The 22915-nt window shown below is 67.0% G+C and carries 21 protein-coding genes; 13 read left to right on the top strand and 8 right to left on the bottom strand.

The window, feature by feature from the left end; translation table 11 throughout:
* Window position 1: 1 nt before the first annotated feature.
* The 7 genes from kynU to asnS all read right to left on the bottom strand — a co-directional run bounded on the left by kynU (window position 2) and on the right by asnS (window position 5415).
* Window positions 2-1276, bottom strand: a complete 1275-nt coding sequence (gene kynU / locus VG561_RS04940; protein ID WP_014647667.1) for a kynureninase — start codon at window positions 1274-1276, stop codon at window positions 2-4.
* Between the two features lie 170 nt (window positions 1277-1446).
* Window positions 1447-1968 (bottom strand): 3-hydroxyanthranilate 3,4-dioxygenase, encoded by a 522-nt coding sequence (locus tag VG561_RS04935; RefSeq protein ID WP_041864228.1) that lies wholly within the window; start codon window positions 1966-1968, stop codon window positions 1447-1449.
* Window positions 1969-1987: 19 nt separating this feature from the next.
* Window positions 1988-2650 carry a carbonate dehydratase gene (gene can / locus VG561_RS04930; RefSeq protein WP_010480460.1) on the bottom strand — a complete coding sequence of 221 codons (663 nt, stop codon included), beginning with the start codon at window positions 2648-2650 and terminating at the stop codon, window positions 1988-1990.
* A gap of 72 nt (window positions 2651-2722) precedes the next feature.
* A complete protein-coding gene (locus VG561_RS04925) occupies window positions 2723-3361 on the bottom strand; it encodes an FMN-binding negative transcriptional regulator (RefSeq protein WP_142234959.1) in 639 nt (212 codons plus the stop codon).
* A gap of 7 nt (window positions 3362-3368) precedes the next feature.
* Entirely contained in the window at window positions 3369-3683 is a 315-nt protein-coding gene (locus VG561_RS04920; RefSeq protein ID WP_006453002.1) for a hypothetical protein, read from the bottom strand.
* Between the two features lie 7 nt (window positions 3684-3690).
* The gene (locus VG561_RS04915) at window positions 3691-3990 is read right to left on the bottom strand and encodes a hypothetical protein (RefSeq protein ID WP_005410232.1); all 300 of its coding nucleotides are present in this window, start codon (window positions 3988-3990) and stop codon (window positions 3691-3693) included.
* Between the two features lie 30 nt (window positions 3991-4020).
* Window positions 4021-5415, bottom strand: a complete 1395-nt coding sequence (gene asnS / locus VG561_RS04910; RefSeq protein ID WP_111207034.1) for an asparagine--tRNA ligase — start codon at window positions 5413-5415, stop codon at window positions 4021-4023.
* A gap of 128 nt (window positions 5416-5543) precedes the next feature.
* On the opposite strand from asnS, the gene VG561_RS04905 reads away from it, so the two are divergent.
* The 7 genes from VG561_RS04905 to zipA all read left to right on the top strand — a co-directional run bounded on the left by VG561_RS04905 (window position 5544) and on the right by zipA (window position 12484).
* On the top strand, window positions 5544-5882 hold the full coding sequence (locus VG561_RS04905) for a HesB/IscA family protein (protein ID WP_046431542.1): 339 nt from the start codon (window positions 5544-5546) through the stop codon (window positions 5880-5882).
* 94 nt (window positions 5883-5976) lie between these two features.
* Window positions 5977-6519, top strand: coding sequence for a CbrC family protein (locus VG561_RS04900; protein WP_049442463.1), 543 nt, complete (start codon window positions 5977-5979; stop codon window positions 6517-6519).
* A gap of 185 nt (window positions 6520-6704) precedes the next feature.
* Window positions 6705-7142, top strand: a complete 438-nt coding sequence (gene rpsF / locus VG561_RS04895) for a 30S ribosomal protein S6 (protein ID WP_006452997.1) — start codon at window positions 6705-6707, stop codon at window positions 7140-7142.
* A gap of 11 nt (window positions 7143-7153) precedes the next feature.
* Window positions 7154-7384, top strand: coding sequence for a 30S ribosomal protein S18 (gene rpsR, locus VG561_RS04890; RefSeq protein WP_002804494.1), 231 nt, complete (start codon window positions 7154-7156; stop codon window positions 7382-7384).
* Between the two features lie 104 nt (window positions 7385-7488).
* Window positions 7489-7938 (top strand): 50S ribosomal protein L9, encoded by a 450-nt coding sequence (gene rplI / locus VG561_RS04885; RefSeq protein ID WP_014647660.1) that lies wholly within the window; start codon window positions 7489-7491, stop codon window positions 7936-7938.
* A 258-nt stretch (window positions 7939-8196) separates the two neighbouring features.
* Entirely contained in the window at window positions 8197-11700 is a 3504-nt protein-coding gene (smc, locus tag VG561_RS04880) for a chromosome segregation protein SMC (RefSeq protein ID WP_423179420.1), read from the top strand.
* Window positions 11701-11746: 46 nt separating this feature from the next.
* Entirely contained in the window at window positions 11747-12484 is a 738-nt protein-coding gene (gene zipA, locus VG561_RS04875; protein WP_014647658.1) for a cell division protein ZipA, read from the top strand.
* 113 nt (window positions 12485-12597) lie between these two features.
* Here zipA and VG561_RS04870 read toward each other — a convergent pair whose 3' ends face one another.
* Window positions 12598-13722 (bottom strand): pyridoxal phosphate-dependent aminotransferase, encoded by a 1125-nt coding sequence (locus VG561_RS04870; RefSeq protein WP_049420860.1) that lies wholly within the window; start codon window positions 13720-13722, stop codon window positions 12598-12600.
* A gap of 224 nt (window positions 13723-13946) precedes the next feature.
* Here VG561_RS04870 and ligA point away from each other — a divergent pair, with 224 nt between their 5' ends.
* From ligA to gyrA, 6 genes are all read left to right on the top strand, one after another.
* Window positions 13947-16418 carry an NAD-dependent DNA ligase LigA gene (ligA, locus tag VG561_RS04865; RefSeq protein WP_185741890.1) on the top strand — a complete coding sequence of 824 codons (2472 nt, stop codon included), beginning with the start codon at window positions 13947-13949 and terminating at the stop codon, window positions 16416-16418.
* A 48-nt stretch (window positions 16419-16466) separates the two neighbouring features.
* The gene (locus tag VG561_RS04860; protein ID WP_010480482.1) at window positions 16467-16952 is read left to right on the top strand and encodes a GNAT family N-acetyltransferase; all 486 of its coding nucleotides are present in this window, start codon (window positions 16467-16469) and stop codon (window positions 16950-16952) included.
* Window positions 16949-17905, top strand: coding sequence for an EF-P lysine aminoacylase EpmA (gene epmA, locus VG561_RS04855; RefSeq protein WP_014647654.1), 957 nt, complete (start codon window positions 16949-16951; stop codon window positions 17903-17905). Before VG561_RS04860 ends, epmA begins: the two co-directional genes overlap by 4 nt.
* A 138-nt stretch (window positions 17906-18043) precedes the next feature.
* Window positions 18044-18775, top strand: a complete 732-nt coding sequence (locus VG561_RS04850; protein ID WP_014647653.1) for a DUF3011 domain-containing protein — start codon at window positions 18044-18046, stop codon at window positions 18773-18775.
* 47 nt (window positions 18776-18822) lie between these two features.
* Window positions 18823-19887, top strand: a complete 1065-nt coding sequence (mtnA, locus tag VG561_RS04845; protein ID WP_014647652.1) for an S-methyl-5-thioribose-1-phosphate isomerase — start codon at window positions 18823-18825, stop codon at window positions 19885-19887.
* 297 nt (window positions 19888-20184) lie between these two features.
* Window positions 20185-22911 (top strand): DNA gyrase subunit A, encoded by a 2727-nt coding sequence (gyrA, locus tag VG561_RS04840; protein WP_142234954.1) that lies wholly within the window; start codon window positions 20185-20187, stop codon window positions 22909-22911.
* The last annotated feature ends 4 nt before the right edge of the window (window positions 22912-22915 follow it).

Raw genomic sequence — 22915 nt, 5'->3', positions numbered from 1 at the left:
CTCAAAGGCCGGCCCAGGCTTCCACTTCCTCGACGAAGTGGTGCACGTCCAGGTAGCGGTTGTAGAGCGGGGTGGGCGAGATGCGGATCACGTCGGGTTCGCGCCAGTCGCCGAGCACACCGATGCCGCGCAGGTGCTCGAACAGTGCGCGGCCACGCTCGCGGCCACCGATCACGCGCAGCGACAACTGGCAGCCGCGGCGCTGCGGATCGGCCGGGGTGATGATGTCCAGCACCTGCGGCAGGCGCGCGCGCACCAGTGCCTCGAGCATCCCGGTCAACGCCAGCGATTTGCTGCGCAGCGCCTCCATGCCGGCGCGCTCGAACAGGTCCAGCGAGGCACGCAGCGGTGCCAGGCCGAGGATCGGTGGATTGCTCAGCTGCCAACCCTCGGCGCCGATGGCCGGAGTGAACTGCGGCGCCATCTGGAAGCGGGTGGCTTCCTCATGGCCCCACCAGCCAGCAAAGCGTGGCAGGGTGGTGTCGCGGTGGTGGCGCTCGTGCACGAAGGCGCCAGCCACTGCGCCCGGGCCGCTGTTGAGGTACTTGTAATGGCACCACACGGCGAAATCGGGGGCCACGTCATGCAGGCGCAGCGGCAGGTTGCCGACCGAGTGCGCCAGGTCGAAGCCGATGCGTGCGCCCTGCAGGCGGGCGGCGCGGGTGATCGCATCGAGGTCGAAGGCCTGGCCGGTGCGGTACTGCACGCCAGGCCACAGCACCAGCGCCAGGCGCGGGCCGTGTTCGGTCATGGCGCGCTCGATGGCGTTCAGTGAAATCGTGCCGTTGGCTTCGTCCGGCTGCACTTCCACCAGGCACTCGGCCGGGTCGAAGCCATGGAAGCGGATCTGGGCTTCCACCGCGTGGCGATCGGTCGGGAACGCGCCGGCTTCCATCAGGATCACCGGGCGCTGCGTGGTCGGCCGGTAGAAGCTGACCATCATCAGATGCAGGTTTACGCTCAGCGTGTTCATCGCCACCACTTCGCTGGGCAGCGCGCCAACCACGCGGGCCAGCTGCGCGCTCACCAGGCGGTGGTAGGACAGCCATTGCGTCGGGCCGGTGAAGTGGCCTTCCACCGCCAGTTCGCCCCACTGCTTCATCACTTCCTGCACCGCTGCCTGCGCGCCGCGCGGCTGCAGGCCCAGCGAGTTGCCCACGAAGTAGGTCTGCTCGCCGCCCTCATGGCGCGGAATCAGGAATTCACTGCGCAGCGGGCGCAGCGGATCGGCGGCGTCCAAGGCGATGGCGTGGGTGCGGCTGAGCAGGTCGGACATGGTCGGGCAACAGGCTGCAACGGGACCGCCAGTGTAGCGCTTGGGATGGTGGGACCGACGCCCTGAACGCCTGCGCGCCGGTTGAACTGTAGAGCCGAGCCCATGCTCGGCTTCGCGGCCCGGCAGCCGAGCATGGGCTCGGCTCTACAAGGGCCATGCCCGGCGACCGTTCAGCCCACCGCCGGCACCGGCAGCGGATCCACGTGCCCGCACTGGCTGCAGGTACGCAGCTCCAGGCTGGCGTGGTAGCGCGCAAACACCTTGGGCAGGTCGGTCTCGATGTTCTGCAGCGGGAAGAACTCTTCGTGCAGCTTGTGGTTGCAGCGCTCGCAGTGCCAGATCACGCCGTCCATCTCGTGCGGCAGGCGCTTGCGCTCGACCACCAGGCCGATGCCACCGGGCGGGCGCCGCGGCGAGTGTGGAACCTTTGCCGGCAGCAGGAAGATCTCGCCGGCGCGGATCGGGATGTCGCGCACCGCGCCGTCTTCCTGCACCTTCAGCACCATCTCGCCTTCGAGCTGGTAGAACCACTCGGGGCCTTCGTCGTAGTGATAGTCGGTGCGCGAATTCGGCCCGCCGACCACCATCACGATGAAATCGCCGTTGTCGATCATCTTGTTGCCCACCGGCGGCTTCAGCAGGTGGCGGTTCTCTTCGATCCAGGCGTGCAGGTTGATCGGCGAAGCGAGCATGATGGTCATCCGTAAGGGATCAGTCGCGCTTGCCCTTGCGCGGGATGTAGGACAGGGCCTTTTCATATGCAGGCTGCAGCTCTTCCTGCGAACCGACGTCGATGCCCATCTCGCGCACGCGTCCGTCCTTCAGGCTGTAGACCCAGCCATGCACCATCAGCTTCTGGCCGCGGGCCCACGCATCCTGCACGATGGTCGAGCGGCACAGGTTGGCCACCTGCTCGATCACGTTCAGTTCGCACAGGCGCGCGTGCTTGAGCTCATCGGTCTCGATCGCATCGAGGATGCCGGTGTGCTTCTGCATCACGTCACCGACGTGGCGCAGCCAGTTGTCGGCCAGGCCGACGCGGGTGTTGTGCAGGCAGGCATGCACACCGCCGCAGCCGTAGTGGCCAACGATCAGGATGTGCTTCACCTTCAGCTGGTCCACCGCGTACTGCACCACGCTCAGGCAGTTCAGGTCGGTGTGCGCGACCACGTTGGCGACGTTGCGGTGCACGAACACTTCGCCCGGGGCCATGCCGATGATCTGGTTGGCCGGCACGCGCGAATCGGAGCAGCCGATCCACAGGTATTCCGGGTGCTGCTGCTTGGCCAGCTGGTGGAAGAACTCGGGGTCTTCCTTCTCGATCCGGTCGGCCCAGTCGCGGTTGTTCTGCAGCAGCTTGTGGATGTCTTTCATGTTCGGGTCCCTGGCGTCGGGTGGGGGCGCGCCGCAGCCGTCCGGCTGCGTCGTCGCGGGAATCTGCGGCGTTCAGTCGCTGCGGGCGGCCTGTTCGCGGTGCCAGCGCATCCACTGCGCCAACTCGGTGGAAGAGGGGGTGCCCAGCTGTTCCAGTGCCGCGATCACCGCACGCTGGTTGGCGTCGGGATGGTTCTGGCTCAGCTTGAGCTTCATCTGCACATGTTCGACCTGGAAACGGAAGCCGACGATGGCGCGCAGCTCCGGGCCATGTTCGGCACGCGTGGCATCGAACTGCCAGGCCTGGCCGACGCTGGCTTCGAAGCGGTCGCTGATCGCGCCGACCAGCTCCGCCAGCGCGCCGGCATCGTCGAAGGTCTGCAGCTGGCCACGCAGCTCGGCAGCAGCGTAGTTCCAGGTCGGTACCCGCGCGGCGGGCTCCTTTTCCGGATACCAGCTGGCGGAGACGTAACCGTGCGGTCCATCGACCAGCACCTTGGCCGCGCCGCTGTGGCGCGACTGCGGGTTGGCGCGGGCCCAGTGGCCGCGCAGTTCGATCTGGTCGCCGTCACGCCGGTACAGCACCGGCATCCGGGTCAGCTCCGGCAGGCCATCGCTGCCGGGGGTGAGCACGGTAACGAACGGGTCGCGCGCCAGCAGGCGGTCCAGCCAGTGCAGGTCGGTCTCGGCGAAGGCGCGCGGGGTGAACATGCAGGGGTCAGGCGCGCCCGCCGAGTGACTGGATCATGCGGCCACGCAGGCCCTCGTCGCTGTCGGCCTGCGGCGGCTGCACTTCGTGCAGGCTGAAGCCGCGCACCAGTGCGTCCTCCTCGTCCAGGCCGTCGTACTCGACGAACTCGGCGTCGAACAACTGCGAACGGGCGGTGTCTTCGCTGTCGTAGCTCAGCGTGTTGCCATCGCTGTCGAGCACTTCGGCAGTGCCGGCCGGGCGAACGCGCAGGCGCGCCCAGATGAGGGTGTTGCCGAGGCTGGCCAGCCACCAGCTGTCGCGCGAGGCGGTGATGTCATTCATGAGCGTATTACCAGAGCGAGGCCAGCCAGAGCAGGGCGGCCATGCCCAGTCCGGCCAGCAGGGTCAGCAGCGATACCCAGGCCGGTGTCGCCAGCCCGGACAGCGAGCGGTCCGGTTGCTGCCGATAGTCGCGTCGCAGCAGCCAGGCCAGGGCATCGGGCTTGAGGAAGGCGCCGCTGCCGAAGCGCGCGGCGAGCGCCGGATGGCGGTCGCGCACGTGCACCAGGGTCAGCGGCCAGAAGATCACGAAGGCACTGAACCCGGCCACTGCAACGCCGACGAAACAGAGGGCGAAGAACAGGGTCATGGGGGCGGTACCTCCGTGGTCGTGTGGGGCTTAGAAGTCCGCGCTGCCCGGCGCGCGCGGGTACGGGATCGCATCGCGGATGTTGGACAGCCCGCAGACGTACACCACCAGGCGTTCGAAGCCCAGGCCGAAGCCGGCGTGCGGCACCGAACCATAGCGGCGGAAATCGCGGTACCAGCTGTAGTGCTCGCGATCCAGGCCGAACTGGGCCATGCGCGCGTCCAGCACGTCCAGGCGCTCTTCGCGCTGGCTGCCGCCGATGATCTCGCCGATGCCCGGGGCCAGCACGTCCATCGCGGCAACGGTCTTGCCGTCGTCGTTCAGGCGCATGTAGAAGGCCTTGATGTGCTCCGGATAGTTGGTCACCACCACCGGGCGGCCGACGTGTTCCTCGGTCAGCCAGCGCTCGTGCTCGGTCTGCAGGTCCAGGCCCCATTCGACCGGGAAGTCGAACTTCCTGCCGGACTTCTGCAGCAGGCTGACCGCGTCGGTGTAGTCGATGCGCTCGAACGGTGCGTTGATGAAGTCTTCCAGCTTGGTGATCGCGTTCTTGTCCACGCGCTCGGCAATGAAGGCCAGGTCGTCGCTGCGTTCGTTCAGCACTGCGCGGAACAGGTACTTCAGGAACTCTTCGGCCAGGCGCGCGTCTTCGGCCAGGTCGGCGAAGGCGATTTCCGGCTCGATCATCCAGAACTCCGCCAGGTGGCGGGTGGTGTGGCTGTTCTCGGCGCGGAAGGTCGGGCCGAAGGTGTAGACCTTGCTCAGCGCCAGGCAGTAAGCCTCGACGTTCAGCTGGCCGGACACGGTCAGGAAGGTTTCCTTGCCGAAGAAGTCGCGGCTGAAATCGATCGCGCCCTTCTCGTCACGCGGCAGGTTCACCATGTCCAGAGTGGACACACGGAACATCTGCCCGGCGCCTTCGGCGTCGGAGGTGGTGATGATCGGGGTGCTGATCCAGTTGAAGCCGTTCTCGTGGAAGAAGCGGTGCACGGCCTGGGCCAGGCAGTTGCGGATGCGGGTGACCGCGCCGAACAGGTTGGTGCGCGGACGCAGGTGCGCCACTTCGCGCAGGAACTCCGGCGACATCGGCTTGGGCTGGATCGGGTAGGTGAGCGGGTCTTCGACCCAGCCGACCACGTCCAGCGTGCTGGCCTGGATCTCGAACGACTGGCCCTTGCCCTGCGACTTCACCAGCGTGCCGGTGGCGATGACCGAGCAGCCGCTGGTCAGGCGCTTGATCTCATCGAAGTTGGCCAGGCTGTCGCCGGCCACGACCTGGATCGGGGCGAAGCAGGAGCCGTCGCTCACATTCACGAAGGCCAGATTCGCTGAACCGCGCACCGTGCGCACCCATCCGCGTACCGTGACTTCGCCGCCTTCCGGGATCTTCCCGGCAAGCGCATGTTCAACGCTGACCACCGTCATGACTTGAATCCTCTGCTGATCGACTCGATCTGTGAACACGGGAGTTTACCGGTTGCAGCGTTCTGCTTGCGAGGCATTTTTCGTGGCAACGGCTCCTTATAATGTCCCCGTACCTCTGGAGTAGCCCCATGGCCGTCAGCCTGACCCCCATTGCCTTTGAGCGCGTGCAGCGCTTCGTCGCCCAGACCCCCGGCGCGCTGGGCCTGCGTTTCGGCGTGACCAAGACCGGCTGCTCAGGCTGGGGCCACGTGACCGACCTGGCCCGCGAAGAGCGCGAGGGCGACACGGTGTTCGAGCAGGAGGGCGTGAAGATCTACGTCGACGCCAAGAGCCTGGCCCTGGTGGACGGCACCGTGATCGACTTCGGCAAGCACGGCCTGAGCGAGACCTTCACGTTCAGCAACCCGAACGCCACCGCCGAGTGTGGCTGCGGTGAGAGCTTCACCACCGACGCCGACAAGGCCTGAGGGCCGGCCACCGGGCATGGCCCGGCGCTGACCAGGCGTGCTCTGGTGGACGCCGACCTTGGTCGGCACGCTGGGCTCGGCAGGGACCCCACGGATGGAACGACCGCTTTTCACCTATCACCCCAACGCCTACGACCTCTCCTTCGAAGAGGTCGAGGGGATCTGCGACTGCTGCGGCCAGGCGCGCGCACTGCGCTATCGCGGACCGTTCTACACCCGCCTGCGCCCGGATTACCTGTGCCCCTGGTGTATCGCCGATGGCAGGGCTGCGGCCAGTTACGAGGGGGAGTTCACCGGCTGGAGCGATATCGAGGGGGTATCCCCGGATCCGGCTGATCCGCCGCCGACCATCGCCCGTGAGCTGCTGCTGGAGGTCTGCGAGCGCACCCCGGGCTACTCCTCCTGGCAGCAATCGGTCTGGTTGAGCCATTGCGAACGGCCCTGCGCCTTCCTCGGCTACGCCGGCAGCGACGATCTGCTGCCTATCCTCGACCAGGTCCGGCCGGACGTGGCGGCGGTCAATCCGCGCGACGCCGACTGGGTGCTGGAGCATCTGAGCCGGGACGGGATGATGGTCGGCTGCCTGTTCCAATGCCTGGAATGCGGCCAGCATCGTCTTCACGTCGATCTGGAATGAGCACGTGCCGGACATGGGCCGGCGCTCCCGTTCAGGTTGCCCGGTTTGCGCCCGGTTGCCCGGTGGCGCCGCTTGCCGCATAATGCGCGGCTTCCTGCCTTCCCGGCGGGAATCCTTGCCCCACCGCGGTCTCAACGGCGGGGGGCTGTCCGGCCGCAAGGCCACATCCGAAAGGTAGAAAAAACATGAGTCGTCATTACGAAATCGTGTTCATGGTCCACCCGGACCAGAGCGAGCAGGTCCCGGCCATGATCGAGCGCTACAAGTCGCTGGTCGAGAACGGCAACGGCACCATCCACCGTCTGGAAGACTGGGGCCGCCGCCAGCTGGCGTACCCGATCCAGAACCTGGTGAAGGCCCACTACGTGCTGATGAACATCGAAGCCGACCAGGCCGTTCTGAACGAACTGACCGAAAGCTTCCGCTTCAACGACGCCGTTCTGCGCAACCTGGTCATCAAGCGTGACGAGGCTGACACCGAGCAGTCGCTGATCATGAAGAGCAAGGACGAGAAGGGTGACAAGCCGGAGCGCGGTGAGCGCCGTCGTCGTGACGACGAAGAAGGCGAGTCCACCACCACCGCTGACAACGAAGCCGGCGACGACGCCGCTTCCGCCGCCTAAGGAGCCTTCCCATGTCCAAGTTCTTCCGTCGCCGCAAGTTCTGCAAGTTCACGGCTGAAGGTGTGAAGGAGATCGACTACAAGGATCTCAACACCCTGCGCCAGTACCTGACCGAGAACGGCAAGATCGTGCCGAGCCGCGTCACCGGTACCAAGTCGAAGTACCAGCGCCAGCTGGCGACCGCCGTCAAGCGCGCCCGCTTCCTGGCCCTGATCCCGTACACCGACAACCACGACGTCTGATGCCCGGCGGGGCGGCCTGGTGCCGCCCCGCTGTGCCAGCTATTCGGACAGCCTGTGTTGCGGGGCATCGCCTCGCTAACGAATAACTCATCTGGAGCAATACCATGCAGCTGATCCTCCTGCAGAAAGTCACCAACCTCGGCAACCTGGGCGACCTGGTCGACGTGAAGCCGGGCTACGGCCGTAACTTCCTCGTGCCGCAGGGCAAGGCCGTTCCGGCCACCGAGAGCAACAAGGCCGAGTTCGAAGCCAAGCGCGCCGAATACGAAGCCAAGGCCCAGGCCATCCACGCCGACGCTGACGCCCGCAAGGCCAAGCTGGACGGCGCGAGCGTGACCATCCCGGCCAACGCTTCGACCGAAGGCAAGCTGTACGGCTCGGTCGGCGCCCGCGAAATCGCCGATGCCTTCACCGCTGCCGGCCTGCCGGTCAGCAAGAGCGAAGTCATCCTGGGCGAAGGTGCCTTCCGCAACATCGGCGAGTACGACGTGCTGATCCACCTGCACGCCGACGTCGAGACCACCGTCAAGGTCGTCGTCGTCGCCGAAGCCTGATCCCACGCCGCAAGGCCTGGCATCACCGCAGAACGGGCGCCCGCAAGGGTGCCCGTTTTGTTTTATGGTTCCGTTTCGTGGCGTGCGGCCACGTCCGGCTGACAGGGTGGGCTGGACAATGTTCCACGCCCATTCGTAGAACACGGCCACATCGGTATACTCAGGGCGTCACACCCGTTCCACGGGCATCGATCCCAGCAGGATCAATGACTTGGAGGGTAAACGCAGGCCGCTTGCCGGCCCCAGTCCGGAACCCCTATGCGTCTTTCCACGATCAAGCTGTCCGGCTTCAAGTCGTTCGTCGATCCGACCACCCTGCACCTGCCGACCAACATGACCGGCGTGGTGGGCCCCAATGGCTGCGGCAAGTCGAACATCATCGATGCCGTGCGCTGGGTCATGGGCGAGAGTTCGGCCAGCCGCCTGCGTGGCGACTCGCTGACCGACGTGATCTTCTCCGGGTCCAATGCCCGCAAGCCGGTCTCGCAGGCTACCGTCGAGCTGATCTTCGACAACTCCGACCACACGATTTCCGGCGAGTACGCCTCGTTCAACGAAATCTCGGTCAAGCGCACGGTCAGCCGCGACGGCACCAGCAACTATTACCTCAACGGCACCAAGTGCCGCCGTCGCGACATCACCGACCTGTTCCTCGGCACCGGCCTGGGCCCGCGCAGCTACTCGATCATCGAGCAGGGCATGATCAGCCAGATCATCGAGGCGCGCCCGGAAGACCTGCGCGTGTACCTGGAAGAGGCAGCCGGCATCTCCAAGTACAAGGAGCGCCGCAAGGAGACCGAGACCCGCATCCGCCACACCCGCGAGAACCTGGACCGGCTGGGCGACCTGCGCGACGAGATCAGCAAGCAGCTCGAACACCTCAAGCGCCAGGCCAGGCAGGCCGAGCAGTACCAGGCCCTGCAGGAAGAGCGCCGGATCAAGGATGCCGAGTGGAAGGCGCTGGAATTCCGTGGTCTCGACGGTCGCCTGTCGAAGCTGCGCGAAGGCCTGTCGCAGGAAGAGACCAAGCTGCAGCAGCTGATCGCCGACCAGCGTGATGCCGAGGCCCGCATCGAGACCTCGCGCGCGCGGCGCGAAGAGGCCGCCGACGCGCTCAACACCGCGCAGGCCGCGGTCTACCAGGTCGGCAGCACGCTGGCGCGCCTGGAACAGCAGATCCAGCACCAGCGCGAGCTGTCGCAGCGCCTGCACAAGGCGCGCGATGAAACCCAGCAGGCCCTGGCCGAACTGGGCCAGCACATCAGCGGCGACGAGGCTAAACTGAGGGTGCTGCGCGAGGCAGTGGAGGCCGCCACCCCGCAGCTGGAAGCGCTGCAGGAAGAGAACGAGATCAAGCAGGAAAGCCTGCGCGAGGCCGAAGACCGGCTGGCCAGTTGGCAGCAGCGCTGGGAGCAGCACACCTCGCAGAGTTCGGAGGCGTCGCGCGCCGGTGATGTCGAGCGCACGCGCGTGGACTACCTGGACAAGCAGATCCTCGACGCCGACCGGCGTCGCGAGGCCCTGGCCGCCGAGCGCGCCGGGCTGGACGTGGACGCGCTGGAAGAAGCCTTCGAGCAGCTGCACCTGCAGCACGACACGCAGAAGGCCGCGCTGGATGAACTGAGCGAAGACGTCGAGCTGCGCAAGCAGGGCGTGGCGGCCGTGCAGGAACAGCAGCGCAATGGCCAGAACGAACTGGCCGAACTGCGCAAGCAGGCCAACGGCCTGCGCGGTCGCCTGGCCTCGCTGGAAACCCTGCAGCAGGCCGCGCTGGGCCAGGAGCAGGGCGCGGCCGTCGCGTGGCTGAAGGCGCGCGGGCTGGATTCGGCGGCACGTGTCGGCGAACGCCTGGACGTCGATGCCGGTTGGGAAAACGCGGTGGAAAGTGCGCTCGGCCAGCTGATCGAAGGCGTGCTGGTCGATGACCCGGGCAGCCTGGTCAACGCCCTCGGCGAACTCGGCGACGGCCACATTGCGCTGGTCGCCAGCGCGGATGCCGAGGTCAAGGCTGCACCGACGTCGCTGGCCGCACGCGTGCGTGGCCCGGCGGCGATCCGTCGCCTGCTGGCGCACCTGCATGGTGCCAAGGACCTGTCCGAGGCGAAGGCCCTGCAGGCCAGCCTTCCGGAAGGCGATTCGATCATCACCCAGAGCGGCGAGCGCCTGGGCCAGGGCTGGCTGCGCGTGTCGCGCTCCGGTGCAGCCCAGCAGGGCGCTCTGCTGCGCGAACGCGAGATCAACGAGCTGCGCGAGCAGATCGAGCAGCTGCAGGACCGCGAGGCCGAGCTGGAAGAACAGCTGGCCGGTTTCCGCGAGCAGCTGCAGGCGGCTGAACAGCAGCGCGAAGACGCGCAGCGTGCGCTGTACCAGGCCCATCGCGCGGTGTCCGAGCTGGCTGGCCAGCTGCAGGGCCAGCAGGGCAAGGTAGAGGCTGCACGCACGCGCATCGACCGCATCGAAGGCGAGCTGAAGCAACTGCAGGAAACGATTGAAGCCAACAACGCGCAGGCGCGCGAAGCGCGCTCGCGGTTGGAGAACGCGGTCAGCAGCATGGGTGACCTGGAGTCGACCCGGCAGCGGCTGGAGGGCGAGCGCCGCCAGCTGACCGAGGCGCGCGACCTGGCCCGCGATGCTGCCCGTGCAGTGCGCGAGCGCTCGCATTCGCTGGCCCTGACCCTGGAATCGCAGCGTGCGCAGCTGGCCTCGTTGAGCCAGGCGCTGGAGCGCATGGGCACCCAGCGCGGGCAGCTGGATTCGCGGCTGGGCGAGCTGCATTCACAGCTGGACGAAGGTGATTCGCCGGTCGAATCGTTGCAGGCCGAGCACCAGAATGCACTGGAAGAGCGCGTGCGGGCGGATCGCGTGCTGACCGAAGCGCGTACGTTGCTGGACGGCATCGACGCCGAGCTGCGCAATTACGAGCAGACCCGTCACCAGCGTGACGAACAGGCGCTGGCCCAGCGCGAGCGTATTTCGCAGCGCAAGCTGGACCAGCAGGCACTGGTGCTCAGCGCGGACACCCTGCAGGCGGCGGTGGAAAAGGCCGGCTTCGTGCTGCAGGACGTGCTCAACGCACTGCCCGAGGATGCGCGCCTGGGCGACTGGGAGCAGGCCGTGCATCAGATCGACGCACGCATGCGCCGGCTGGAGCCGGTCAACCTGGCCGCCATCCACGAGTACGGCGAGGCTTCGCAGCGCTCGGATTACCTGGATTCGCAGCACGCCGACCTGACTACGGCGCTGGAAACCCTCGAGGATGCCATCCGCAAGATCGACCGCGAGACCCGCGGCCGTTTCAAGGACACCTTCGACCGCGTCAATGCTGGCGTGCAGGCGCTGTACCCGCGCCTGTTCGGTGGCGGCCACGCCTACCTGGAGCTGACCGGTGAAGACCTGCTCGACACCGGTGTGACCATCATGGCGCGCCCGCCGGGCAAGCGCGTGTCCAGCATCTCGCTGCTGTCCGGCGGCGAGAAGGCGATGACGGCAGTGGCGCTGGTGTTCGCCATCTTCCAGCTGAACCCCGCGCCATTCTGCCTGCTGGACGAGGTGGACGCGCCGCTGGACGAAGCCAACGTCGGCCGGCTGGCCAACATGGTCAAGGAAATGAGCGAGAAGGTGCAGTTCCTGTTCGTCAGCCACAACAAGGCGACGATGGAGGCCGCGCACCAGCTCTCGGGCGTGACCATGCGTGAACCGGGCGTCAGCCGCCTGGTCAGCGTGGACCTGGAAGAAGCCGCGCGATTGGCGGGCGCGGCCTGACGTGCCATCCTAGTTACCTGAATGAACTAGCCGGAGAACCTATCGAATGTCCGACACGGCACTGTTGCGCATCGGCATCCTGGCCGCCGGCCTGCTGTTGATCGCCGCGATCTTCCTGTTTGGCCGTCCGAAGAAGAAGCCCCAGGGACGCCGCGTGGAAAGCGCGGAACCGGCCAGCGGCGAGCGCCGCGAACCGGTATTGGGCGAGGACGGCGTTGTCGTGGCCGATGGCCGCGTCGAACCGGGCATGGGCACGGAAGGCGAACAGGCCGAACTCGGCCTGGGTGATACCGACCCGGGCGCCAGCGATCTCGGCAAGCGCGCCACCCAGGATTTCGACAAGATCGTTTCGCTGTTCGTGGCCGCCCGGGCCGGTGAGCAGCTGCGCGGCGAAGACATCGTGGTAGCGGCGGAGAAGACCGGCCTGGTGTTCGGCCACATGAACGTGTTCCACCGTCTGGTGGAAGGCCATCCCGAGCGCGGGCCGATCTTCTCGATGGCCAGCATCATGAAGCCAGGCAGCTTCGACATGGCCAACATCCGTGCCATGGAAACCCCGGCCATCGCCTTCTTCCTGACCCTGCCGGCGCCGCTGACCGCGCTGGATGCCTGGGAGAAGATGCTGCCGACGGTGCAGCGCATGGCCGAACTGCTGGATGGCGTGGTGCTGGATGACAGCCGCAACGCCCTGGGTCGCCAGCGCATCGCGCACATCCGTGACGAACTGCGCGCCTACGACCGCCAGCACCAGGCGCCGCCGCTGACCAAGACCCCGCGCTGGTGAGCGCCATGGCGTGCCGACCAACGGTCGGCACCCACCCCGACCAACAGTCGGCACCCACCCCGACCAACGGTCGGCACCCACAACAGTAGATCCACGCCATGCGTGGATGGGGTCTACGCCGGTACGCCGGCCACCTTGGCAAACGCGCGGCGGAACGCGGCCATCTCGTCCTCGCTGCCGACGGTCACGCGCACGTGCTGCGGCCAGATCGGCCAGCTGCGCCCGATCACCACACCGTTGTCGGCCATCGCCTTGGCGAACGTGCTGCCGTCGCGTTGCACGTCGACCACGAAGCAGTTCGCTTCCGACGGCAGGCAGCTGAAACCACGCTTGCCCAGCCATGCGATGGTGGCCTGGCGCACCTTGGCGTTCTGCAGGCGACGCTGCGGAATCAGCTGCGGATCCTGCAGGCTGGCCAGCGCCGCCGCCAGCGCGGGCACCGGTAGCGGGTTGTCGCCGGGGCTGGCCAGCTCGCGCAGACGCTCGGGATGTGCGGCCGCCAGGCCCAGGCGCAGGCCGGCCATGCCGTACAGCTTGGAGAAGGTACGCAGTACGATCAGATCGTCGCGCTGCGCCACCTGCGCGATCAGGCTGGGCTGCTCGCTGTATTGCAGGTAGGCCTCGTCGACCAGCACGCGGGTGGAAGCAGGCTTGTGGGCCAGCAGCCAGGCGAGCTCATCCGGTGGGCTGATCGAACCGGTCGGGTTGTTCGGATTGCACACGTACAGCAGCCCGGTCGGGCGCGCATGCGCGGCTGCGACCATCGCACGCAGGTCGTGTGCGCCGTCATTGCGCAGCGGCACCTTCTGCACGTGTGCACCATGTGCGGCAGCGACCTCGCCCAGGGTCTCGAAGGTGGGGTCGGCCACCACCAGTCCCGCCTGCGGGCCGGTCCACAACGTGGCGGCGCGGTTCAACGGTTCGCTCGAGCCCGGATAGAGGCGCACATGGTCGGCCGGGATACGGGCCTGCTCGATGAAGGCATCGCGCACCTGTGCCGCCAGGGCGAAGCGGTAGCGGCCGCAGCTGGCGATGCTGTCGCGCGCCGCCTGCTGGGCAGCGGGGGAGGGGCCGTAGGGGCATTCGTTGAAGTTCAGGAGTACCGCGCCTTCGGCAGGGGCCGCACCGACGGTGGCCGCGGATTGGGCCTGGCCACGCAGCGGCAGGCCGCTGCCGGCGACGGCAAGGCTGGCACCGGCCAGCTGCAGGAAGCGTCTACGGGAGTCAGGCAGGGTCATGGGCAGGATTCCGATGGGGCCGTCGCACGCTAGCGCCGACGTGAGCGGGCGGCAAGGTGCTTTTTGTGGCGTCGAGCCATGCTCGACTACAGACGTGCCAACCAAGGTTGGCACCTACCGGAGCGGGGAGTGCCCGTCGAGCACGCTCGACGCTGCAAGGGCGGGGCGTTACAGGGCCTGACGGCCGGGCGCGGTAGAATCCCCGGCCATCCCAGAACCACCGGATCCCGATGAGCCCCAGCCCCGCCGAACGCGCCGAAGATCTCCGCCGGCAGATCGCCCAGGCCAACCGCGCCTACCACGAGCTGGACGCGCCGGAGATCCCCGACGTCGACTACGACCGGATGGTGCGCGAGCTGGAAGCGTTGGAGCGCGAGCACCCGGAACTGGCCCGTGCCGACAGCCCGACCCAACAGGTCGGTGCACGCCCGTCCGGCCGCTTCCCCGAAGTGCGCCATGCGGTGCCGATGCTGTCGCTGTCCAATGCCTTCAGCGATGAGGAAGTGGCCGACTTCGTGCGCCGCATCGATGAGCGCCTGGGCCGCCGCAGCCTGCAGTTCTCGGCCGAACCGAAGATGGATGGCCTGGCGATCAGCCTGCGCTACGAGGACGGTCATTTCGTACTCGGCGCAACCCGCGGTGATGGCAGTACCGGCGAGGACGTGACCGCCAACCTGCGTGAAATCGGCGATGTTCCCAAGCGCCTGCACGGCAAGGACTGGCCGGATGTGCTGGAGGTGCGTGGCGAGGTGTACATGGCCCGCGCCGATTTCGAGGCCTACAACGAACGTGCGCGCCAGCAGGGCGGCAAGGTGCTGGCCAACCCGCGCAACGCGGCAGCGGGTTCACTGCGCCAGCTCGATCCGAAGATCAGTGCGCAGCGCCGGCTGAGTTTCTTCGCCTACGGCACCGGTGAAGTGCAGGGCGGCGAGCTGCCGGACACCCATTCGGGCACACTGGCCCAGCTCGGCGCCTGGGGCTTCCCGGTCAGCGGGTTGTGCAAGGTGGTGCAAGGCGCCGACGGCCTGCTCGGCTACTACCGTGACATCGGCGAGCGTCGCGATGGCCTGCCGTTCGACATCGATGGTGTGGTCTACAAGCTGGATGACCGCGCCGGCCAGCAGGCCATGGGTTTTGTCTCGCGTGCACCGCGCTGGGCCATCGCGCACAAGTTCCCGGCGCAGGAACAGAGCACAACGGTGGAGGCGATCGAGATCCAGATCGGCCGCACCGGTGCCGCCACGCCGGTCGCGCGGCTGGCACCGGTGGCTGTGGCCGGCGTGATCGTGTCCAATGCCACGTTGCACAATGCCGATCAGATCGCGCGTCTCGATGTGCGTGTCGGTGACAGCGTGATCGTGCGACGTGCTGGCGACGTGATTCCGGAAGTGGTCAGCGTCATCCTCGACCGCCGTCCACAGGGCACCTCGCCCTGGCAGATGCCGACGCGCTGCCCGGTGTGCGGCTCGGAAATCGTGCGCGAGGAAGGTGCAGCTGCGTGGCGCTGTTCGGGCGAACTGTCCTGCCCTGCGCAGCGCAAGGAGGCCATTGCCCATTTCGCTTCGCGCCGTGCGATGGATATCGACGGCCTCGGCGACAAGTACATCGAAACCCTGGTCGACGCCGGCATCGTCAGGAGCGTGGCCGATCTGTACCGGCTCAACCGCGACCAGCTGTTGCATCTGAAGCTGGTGCTGGATGCCGAGGACCCTTCCGCACTGGCCGCCGCGCTGAAGCTGCACCTGCCGGCAGAAGGCAGCGGCGCGGTGCTCAATGCGGTGCTCAAGCTGGATGGCAACGATCCGGCGTGGCGCGCGCAGGCGCTGGCACAGCCGGCCAGCTTCGAATGGAACACGAAGAAGATCGCCACCAGATGGGCCGACAACCTGATCGCGGCAATCGACGCCAGTCGCGCAGCCACGCTGGAGCGCCTGCTGTTCGCGCTTGGCATCGAGCACGTCGGCGAGAGCACGGCCAAGGCGCTGGCGCAGTGGTTCGGTGACCTGGAACTGATCCGCCACCTGCCATGGCCGTTGTTCAAGCGCGTGCCGGACATCGGTGGCGAAGTGGCGCGTTCTCTCGGCCATTTCTTCGAGCAGCAGGGCAACCAGCAGGCCATCGACGACCTGCTGCAGGTCGGGCAGGTGCGCATCAGTGATGTGCACGCGCCCAGTGCCAAGCTGCGCGAAGGCCTGGATCTGGCGCAACTGCTGGTCGAATCGGAAATCCCCGGCATCACCCGCCTGCGTGCGGAGAAGCTGGTGGCTGCCTTGCCGGGTGCCCAGGCGGTGCTGGATGCCGAGCATGGCCAGTTCGTCAACGCCGGCCTGCCGGACGACACTGCGCGCGGTCTGGCCGACTGGCTCGATGCCGATGGCCATGGCGCGATGCTGCTGGCAGCCGAGAAGGCGATGCAGCAGATCCTGGCCAAGGCGCCGGCGCTGGCCGAGATCGTGGCCGGCCCGCTGGATGGGCAGACCGTGGTGCTGACCGGCACCCTGGCCCAGCTCACCCGCGATGCCGCCAAGGAACGCCTGGAAGCGCTGGGTGCCAAGGTTTCCGGCAGCGTGTCGAAGAAGACCAGCTTCGTGGTCGCCGGCACCGAGGCCGGCTCCAAGCTGGACAAGGCGCAATCGCTGGGCGTGCCGGTGTGGGACGAAGACCGCCTGCTGGCCTACCTCGCCGAACACGAATGATGACCCGCCGGGTGCCTGGCGCCCGGCATGAAAGACAAAGGAACACCGATGCAGACCGCCCCGCTGGATTTCCGCCTGGCCACCCGTGCCGACGAAGAACTGTTGATCGCGTTGATGCGCGAGTTCTACGCCGAAGACAGGATCGACTTCGATGACGCGCGCGTGCGTCGCGGCGTGGACGCGCTGCTGGCCGATCCGCGCAATGGCGAAGTGCTGCTGTGGCTGGACGAGGCGGGCGAGGTGGTCGGCTACGCGGTGATCGCGATGGGCTTCAGCCTGGAGCAGGGCGGCCACTTCATGCTGCTGGACGAGCTGTACCTGAGTCATCGCGCGCGCGGTCGTGGTCGCGGCAAGCAGGCGCTGGCCATCTGTGAACAGCGCGCTCGCGGGCGTGGTGTCAGCCGCCTGCGCCTGGAGGTGAACCACCACAACGAACTGGCCCGCCGCCTGTACCTGGCCAGCGGCTACATCGACGACACCCGCGATCTGCTGACCCTGCCGCTCGACCATCCGCGCCCGGAGGGCATCCTGTGAGCGAGGCCCTGCTGCGCGCGCTGCAGCAGCGCGCCACGCTCAACGCGCTGGTGCGCCGCTTCTTCGCCGAGCGCGATGTGCTGGAGGTGGAAACGCCGATCCTGTCGGTGGCAGGCAACACCGAGCCGAACATCGACAGCTTCCATACCGATTTCACCGGCCATGTCGATGCCGGTGGCCGTCGTCGCTGGCTGCGCACTTCGCCGGAATATCCGCTCAAGCGCCTGCTGGCGGCCGGTGTGGGCGACTGCTACGAACTGGGCCGGGTGTTCCGCAACGGCGAGGCCGGTGGCCGCCACAACCCGGAATTCACCATGCTGGAGTGGTATCGGGTCGGCTGGGACCACCACCGGTTGATGGAGGAAACCGCCGAGTTGGTCGGCCAGGCGCTGGCCCTGGTCGGACGCCGTGCAACGCTGCGTGTGTTGAGTTACCGCGAGCTGTTCCAGCAGCACGTGGGCCTGGATCCGTTCGAGGCCGATGAAGCCGCGCTGCGTGTTGCACTTGGCGACGTGCACATCGACCCGGTCGGGTTGACCCGTGATGACTGGCTGGACCTGTTGATGACCCACCACATCCAGCCGCAGTTCGATGACGCGGTGATGACCGTGGTGCATGACTGGCCGGCCAGCCAGGCCGCGCTGGCCCGCATCCGTCCGGGCACGCCGCCGCTGGCCGAGCGTTTCGAGCTGTACCTGGGTGCAGTGGAGCTGGCCAACGGCTATCACGAACTGAACGACGCCCACGAGCAGCGCGCCCGGTTCCAGCGTGACCAGCAGCGCCGCCACGAACGTGGACAGGTGCAGCCGGCCGTGGACGAGGCACTGCTGTCGGCGTTGCCGTCGATGCCTGCCTGTGCCGGCGTGGCGGTGGGTGTCGATCGCCTGTTGATGGCGATGAACCGCACGCCACGCATCGCCGATGTGCTGGCCTACGACTTCGCCCACGCGTGATCCCCGCGTGTTGCTGAACATCGCAGGCTGAACGAAACGCGGGTTCGGTGCGCTTGCGTCGGTAAGCACGATGATGCTCTTATCACGGCCAATGCCGGACACTGGCATCCAGTTCATCCATTCCTGCTGGGGAAGGCTTTGGTCAAGTGGTTCGCGGTTGTCGCTGCACCGGTGTACTCCATTGCGCTCTGGGGTGCCTGGCTGCCGTCGCCGGCGTCGGCCCAGCAGGTGGGCTACGACGATGAAGTGGTGACCTGCGAATCACGCGACATGGGTTGGGTGCACTGCGATATCGAGGTTGCCAACGGCGTCGACCTGGTGCGCCAGCTGTCCAGCAACAGCTGCATCCGCGGCAGCGAGTGGGGCACTGACCGCAGTGGTGTGTGGGTCACCCTGGGCTGCCGTGCCGAGTTCCGCGCCCGGCGCGCAGCGGGCGCGGCGCCGCCGGCTGACAGCTCGGGCAAGCGCCTGGTGCGCCGTGTGGTGCGCTGCGAGTCCAATGGCCGTCCGCAGAGTTGCCCGGTACGACTCGATGGCGCGCCGGTGCGCCTGCTGCGCCAGTTGTCGGTGTTGCCGTGCCGCGAAGGGCAGGGCTGGGGCTACAAGCGCAATGAAGTCTGGACCAGCCGTGGCTGCCAGGGTGACTTCGAAGTGGCCGATGACGATGGCCGCTTCGTCGACATGCCGCGCCGCCTGACCTGCGAATCGAAGTCGAAGAAGCGGCGCTTCTGCGGTGCCAGCATCTCGGTTGGCGCCGTGGTCTCCGAGCAGCTGTCCAGCACGCCCTGCGAGGAAGGCAGTACCTGGGGCTGGAGCCGCAACGGGATCTGGGTGGACGGCGGCTGCCGCGCCGAATTCTCGGTGAATTGAGCCCGGGCAGGCTCCAACCCTGCGGGGCGTGGCCCTACAATGGGCCCATGAACACTGCCTCTGACATCGACTACGCCCGTTACGACCACATCCGCCCGATCCTGTGGACCGGCGATGCCCTGCAACTGCTGGACCAGCGCAAGCTGCCGTTCGTGGTCGAGCACGTGGTCTGCCATGACAGCGACGAGGTTGCCAGCGCGATCCACGCATTGACCGTGCGTGGCGCGCCGGCGATCGGCATTGCCGCTGCCTGGGGTGTCGTGCTGGCTGCACGCGAGGTGCAGGCCGCCGATGGTGCGCACGCCCTGCAGCAGCTGGAACCGGCCCTGCAGCGCCTCAATGCATCGCGCCCGACTGCGGTCAACCTGGCCTGGGCGCTGGCGCGCATGCGCCGTTGCCTGAACGCCGCCGGCGCCGACTGGAAGGCGTTGCTGGAATCGGAAGCGCAGGCCATCGCCGAGGAAGACCTGGCCGCCAACCGCCACATGGGTGCACTGGGCGCGGGCCTGATCGAGGCTGGCAGCGGCGTGCTGACCCACTGCAATACCGGCTCGCTGGCCACTGCGGGGTTCGGTACCGCGCTGGGCGTGATCCGCGCCGGCATGGCCCAGCACCGCATCGCCCGCGTGTTCGCCGGCGAGACCCGGCCGTGGCTGCAGGGGGCACGCCTGACCGTGTGGGAACTGCAGCAGGACGGCATCGATGCCACCCTGATCGCCGATTCGGCTGCCTCGCACCTGATGAAGACCGGCGCCGTGCAATGGGTGATCGTGGGCGCGGACCGCATCTGCGCCAATGGCGATACCGCCAACAAGATCGGCACCTACCAGCTGGCCATCGCCGCCCGCCACCACGGCGTCAAGTTCATGGTGGTCGCACCGTCCTCGACCGTGGACATGGAGACCGTGGACGGCAGCCAGATCGAGATCGAGCAGCGCGACCCGGGCGAGCTGTACGGCGTGGGGGGTACCCGTACCGTCGCCGAGGGCATTGCTGCCTGGAACCCGGTGTTCGACGTCACCCCGGGCGAGCTGATCGACGCCATCGTGACCGAGCGCGGGGTCATCCTGAACCCGACCGCCGGGAACATGCGCACCGCCTTCGGCGGCTGAGGCGGGCAGGAAGGTCCCGGGGTCGGATCCCTTTTCGCAGGAAAGGGCTCTGACCCCAGGCAGGCCTCATCCACGCACGGCGTGGATCTACTGATTTCGCGCAGCCGAGCATGGGCTCGGCTCTACAGGGGCGGTATGGGGCCCTAAGTTCCTGATTTGTGCCGGTAAAATCCCCGTAAAGGGAGGCGGAAAACGGCCTGTTGTGGTAGTATCCACAGGTTGAATCGAGGTTCCGGCGCGACCCCCTCCCGCAGAGGGCTGCGCCGGACTGGACCGCTACCAGACAACGGAACCCGAATGGCAGAAACCGCCAAGGAAATCATCCAGGTCAACCTGGAAGACGAGATGCGCAAGAGCTACCTCGATTACGCCATGAGCGTGATCGTGGGCCGCGCGCTGCCGGATGCGCGCGACGGCCTCAAGCCGGTGCATCGCCGCGTGCTGTACGCGATGAACGAACTCAACGCGCACAGCAACAAGCCCTACTTCAAGTCGGCGCGTATCGTCGGTGACGTCATCGGTAAGTACCACCCGCATGGCGATCAGTCGGTGTACGACACGCTGGTGCGCTTGGCACAGCCGTTCTCGCTGCGCTACATGCTGGTCGACGGCCAGGGTAACTTCGGTTCGATCGACGGCGACTCCGCTGCAGCAATGCGATACACCGAGGCGCGCATGTCGCGCCTGGCGCATGAGCTGATGGCGGACATCGACAAGGAAACCGTCGATTTCCAGCCCAACTACGATGAGAAGGAACTGGAGCCGACGGTCATGCCGACCCGGTTCCCGAACCTGCTGGTCAATGGTTCGGCTGGCATCGCGGTGGGCATGGCGACCAACATTCCGCCGCACAACCTGAGCGAATCGATCAACGCCTGCATCGCGCTGATCGACAACCCGGACATCGATGTCGACGGCCTGATGGAATACATCCCGGGCCCGGATTTCCCGACTGCCGGCATCATCAACGGCACTGCCGGCATCGTCGCCGGCTACCGCACCGGCCGTGGCCGCGTGCGCATCCGTGCCAAGGCCGATATCGAAGTGGCCGACAACGGCCGCGAATCGATCATCGTCACTGAAATTCCTTACCAGGTGAACAAGGCGCGTCTGATCGAGAAGATCGCCGAGCTGGTCAAGGAAAAGAAGATCGAAGGCATCAGCGAGCTGCGCGATGAGTCCGACAAGGACGGCATGCGCATCTACATCGAGATCAAGCGCGGTGAATCTGCCGAGGTTGTGCTGAACAACCTGTACCAGCAGACGCAGATGGAATCGGTGTTCGGCATCAACATGGTGGCGCTGGTCGATGGCCGCCCGCAGTTGATGAACCTCAAGCAGATGCTGGAGGCGTTCGTCCGCCACCGTCGCGAAGTGGTCACCCGCCGCACCGTGTTCGAGCTGCGCAAGGCGCGCGCCCGTGCCCACGTGCTGGAAGGCCTGACCGTTGCGTTGGCCAACATCGACGAGATGATCGAACTGATCAAGACCTCGCCGAACCCGAACGAAGCCCGCGAGCGCATGCTGGCCCGCGTGTGGGAGCCGGGCCTGGTCGGTGCGATGCTGGGTGCGGCCGGTGCCGAGGCCTCCCGTCCTGAAGACCTGCCCAAGGGCGTGGGCCTGATCGAGGGCGGCTACCAGCTGACCGAGATCCAGGCCACCCAGATCCTGGAGATGCGGCTGCACCGCCTGACCGGGCTGGAGCAGGACCGCCTGACCGACGAGTACAAGCAGCTGCTGGAAGTGATCGCCGGGCTGATCCACATCCTGGAAGATCCCGACCGCCTGCTGCAGGTGATCCGCGAGGAGCTGGTCAACGTCAAGGCCGAATTCGGCGACGAACGTCGTACCGAAATCCGCCACAGCGAAGAAGACCTGGACATCCTCGACCTGATCGCGCCGGAAGACGTGGTGGTTACCGTGTCGCATGCCGGTTACGTGAAGCGGCAGCCGGTGAGCGTGTACCGCGCACAGCGCCGTGGTGGCCGTGGCCGCAGCGCGGCGGCGACCAAGGAAGAGGATTTCATCGAACAGCTGTGGCTGGTCAACACGCACGACACGCTGCTGACCTTCACCAGCTCGGGCAAGGTGTTCTGGCTGCCGGTCTACCAGCTGCCCGAAGCCGGTTCCAACGCCCGCGGCCGTCCGATCATCAACTGGATCCCGCTGGAGCCGGGCGAACGCGTGCAGGCCGTGCTGCCGGTGCGCGAGTACGCCGATGGCCAGTTCGTGTTCTTCGCCACGAAGAACGGTACGGTCAAGAAGACCCCGCTGAGCGAGTTCGCCTTCCGCCTGGCCCGCGGCAAGATCGCGATCAACCTGGACGAGGGCGATGCCCTGGTCGGTGTCGGCCTGACCGATGGCGAGCGTGACATCCTGCTGTTCGCCTCCAACGGCAAGACCGTGCGCTTCGGTGAAGACAAGGTCCGCTCGATGGGCCGTACCGCCACCGGCGTGCGCGGCATCAAGATGCCGGCCGGCGAGGAAGTGGTCAGCCTGATCGTGGCCGAAAGTGCCGGTGGCAGCGAGGACGAGAACGAGGACGACAGCGGTGTCGAGGAAGCCGCTGCCAATGGCGACGCGGTGATCGACGGCGCCGACGACGCCAGCGTTCAGTACATCCTTACCGCCACCGAGAACGGCTACGGCAAGCGCACCCCGCTGCCGGACTACCCGCGCAAGGGCCGTGGTACGCAGGGCGTGATCGGCATCCAGACCACCGAGCGCAACGGCAAGCTGGTCGCCGCAGTGCTGATGGGCTCCAGCGACGAAGTCCTGCTGATCTCCGATGGTGGCACCCTGGTGCGTACGCGTGGCTCGGAAATCAGCCGCGTCGGCCGCAACACCCAGGGCGTGACCCTGATCCGCCTGTCCAAGGACGAGAAGCTGCAGGCGGTGGAGCGCATGGATGCCTCGATCGACGAGGACGAGGATGAGGTGGCAGTGCCTGCCTCTGCCCCGGCCGCGACCACGACCGATGGCGCCCCGGCGGCTTCCAGCAGCGAGGACGCCGCGCAGGAGTGATCCT

The organism is Stenotrophomonas sp. CASM110 (genome assembly GCF_049384345.1).
In the GTDB taxonomy this organism is placed as follows: Bacteria; Pseudomonadota; Gammaproteobacteria; order Xanthomonadales; family Xanthomonadaceae; genus Stenotrophomonas; species Stenotrophomonas muris.
Note: the sequence above shows the minus strand (reverse complement) of the source record. Positions and strands in the feature narration are given on the sequence as shown.

Excerpts from the sequence above, each read along its gene's own strand:
- VG561_RS04870 (WP_049420860.1), bottom strand. The coding sequence starts at position 13,722 with ATGACCCTGCCTGACTCCCGTAGACGCTTCCTGCAGCTGGCCGGTGCC.
- mtnA (WP_014647652.1), top strand. The coding sequence starts at position 18,823 with ATGAACACTGCCTCTGACATCGACTACGCCCGTTACGACCACATCCGC.
- VG561_RS04925 (WP_142234959.1), bottom strand. The coding sequence starts at position 3,361 with ATGTTCACCCCGCGCGCCTTCGCCGAGACCGACCTGCACTGGCTGGAC.
- VG561_RS04900 (WP_049442463.1), top strand. The coding sequence starts at position 5,977 with ATGGAACGACCGCTTTTCACCTATCACCCCAACGCCTACGACCTCTCC.
- rpsR (WP_002804494.1), top strand. The coding sequence starts at position 7,154 with ATGTCCAAGTTCTTCCGTCGCCGCAAGTTCTGCAAGTTCACGGCTGAA.
- VG561_RS04915 (WP_005410232.1), bottom strand. The coding sequence starts at position 3,990 with ATGACCCTGTTCTTCGCCCTCTGTTTCGTCGGCGTTGCAGTGGCCGGG.
- VG561_RS04905 (WP_046431542.1), top strand. The coding sequence starts at position 5,544 with ATGGCCGTCAGCCTGACCCCCATTGCCTTTGAGCGCGTGCAGCGCTTC.
- rpsF (WP_006452997.1), top strand. The coding sequence starts at position 6,705 with ATGAGTCGTCATTACGAAATCGTGTTCATGGTCCACCCGGACCAGAGC.
- VG561_RS04935 (WP_041864228.1), bottom strand. The coding sequence starts at position 1,968 with ATGCTCGCTTCGCCGATCAACCTGCACGCCTGGATCGAAGAGAACCGC.
- VG561_RS04920 (WP_006453002.1), bottom strand. The coding sequence starts at position 3,683 with ATGAATGACATCACCGCCTCGCGCGACAGCTGGTGGCTGGCCAGCCTC.
- kynU (WP_014647667.1), bottom strand. The coding sequence starts at position 1,276 with ATGTCCGACCTGCTCAGCCGCACCCACGCCATCGCCTTGGACGCCGCC.
- asnS (WP_111207034.1), bottom strand. The coding sequence starts at position 5,415 with ATGACGGTGGTCAGCGTTGAACATGCGCTTGCCGGGAAGATCCCGGAA.
- VG561_RS04860 (WP_010480482.1), top strand. The coding sequence starts at position 16,467 with ATGCAGACCGCCCCGCTGGATTTCCGCCTGGCCACCCGTGCCGACGAA.
- smc (WP_423179420.1), top strand. The coding sequence starts at position 8,197 with ATGCGTCTTTCCACGATCAAGCTGTCCGGCTTCAAGTCGTTCGTCGAT.
- gyrA (WP_142234954.1), top strand. The coding sequence starts at position 20,185 with ATGGCAGAAACCGCCAAGGAAATCATCCAGGTCAACCTGGAAGACGAG.
- can (WP_010480460.1), bottom strand. The coding sequence starts at position 2,650 with ATGAAAGACATCCACAAGCTGCTGCAGAACAACCGCGACTGGGCCGAC.
- zipA (WP_014647658.1), top strand. The coding sequence starts at position 11,747 with ATGTCCGACACGGCACTGTTGCGCATCGGCATCCTGGCCGCCGGCCTG.
- rplI (WP_014647660.1), top strand. The coding sequence starts at position 7,489 with ATGCAGCTGATCCTCCTGCAGAAAGTCACCAACCTCGGCAACCTGGGC.